Source organism: Roseovarius sp. A-2 (assembly GCF_002072155.1).
Taxonomy (GTDB): Bacteria; Pseudomonadota; Alphaproteobacteria; order Rhodobacterales; family Rhodobacteraceae; genus Roseovarius.
On record NZ_BDIY01000097.1, the window covers coordinates 1 to 945 of the forward strand.

Annotated in this window: 1 protein-coding gene and 1 pseudogene; both read right to left on the reverse strand. The window is 49.8% G+C overall.

The genetic code is table 11. The features are described from left to right. Positions 1-80: pseudogene (locus BHD06_RS23485) on the reverse strand (IS6 family transposase); the annotation flags it as partial. A 173-nt stretch (positions 81-253) separates the two neighbouring features. After that, positions 254-832 (reverse strand): ATP-binding protein, encoded by a 579-nt coding sequence (locus tag BHD06_RS22740; protein WP_307718140.1) that lies wholly within the window; start codon positions 830-832, stop codon positions 254-256. Positions 833-945 lie beyond the last annotated feature (113 nt).

The window sequence follows — 945 nt, forward strand, 5'->3', positions numbered from 1 at the left end:
TAGACCCAGACGGCATATGCAACGATTTCACGAGGGAATCGGTAGCCTTTCAAGCGCGGCATGGAGGACGGTATATTCATACCCAATGCCTAACCAAGCGCCGCACTGCAAACAAGTTGGCAATCCCTTTCTATGCAATCACTATCGCTAAAGTAGTAGCGCAAATCTCAGCGATTTTTTAATGACTACGCTCTCGGACCGCGTCACGATGAGAGCAGACCAGGGCGGGTCTTATGAGGCTTGATATAGCAACCTAAGCATTGATATCGCTCCAAAGGGCACTCACTGGGAGAGCAAAATTTCTTTCACCAAAGGTGAGTTTTTCTTGGCCCAAATAAAACACGATCCCTGTACACGTTCTGCTGTGACCGGGCCCGTCTTTTGAGAACCATTTGAGGTGTTTGAAGTCATCACCGCTGATCGATGCAGAAGCTTTGATCTCAATGCAGACCAGATGGCTGCCCCCGTCGATCAGGATGTCAATCTCCCGCCGGTCTGCACTGCGCCAGTGATAGAGCCGATAGTCAGCATCCTGCATTGGGACGGCTCGCTGGATCTCGTTCAGAACGAAGCTTTCAAGCAGACTGCCTAGGGCTTGCGGATTGTTGTCGATGGTGAAGGTATCTTCAGTGAAACGACGCAAGGCACAGGCTATGCCTGAATCTGCGAAATGATATTTTGGGTTCTTGATCTCCCGCTTGCCCTCACCCGATGTCCAGGCACCCAGCTTGGTGAGCATCGATAACCGTATCAGGATATCCAGATATTGTTCGACTGTAACGCGTTGCAGCTTGGTCAGCTTAGCAAGTTCGGACGAGTTAACCCGAATAATTCATGGGGGTGTGGTGAAGGTAGCGTAAGCTTTTGAAAGCAGGTATTTTTTGGTTGTCGAAGCCAGAAAACTCAGTTTCCAAGGTACGTCCCCTCACCATGATACAGTCTACT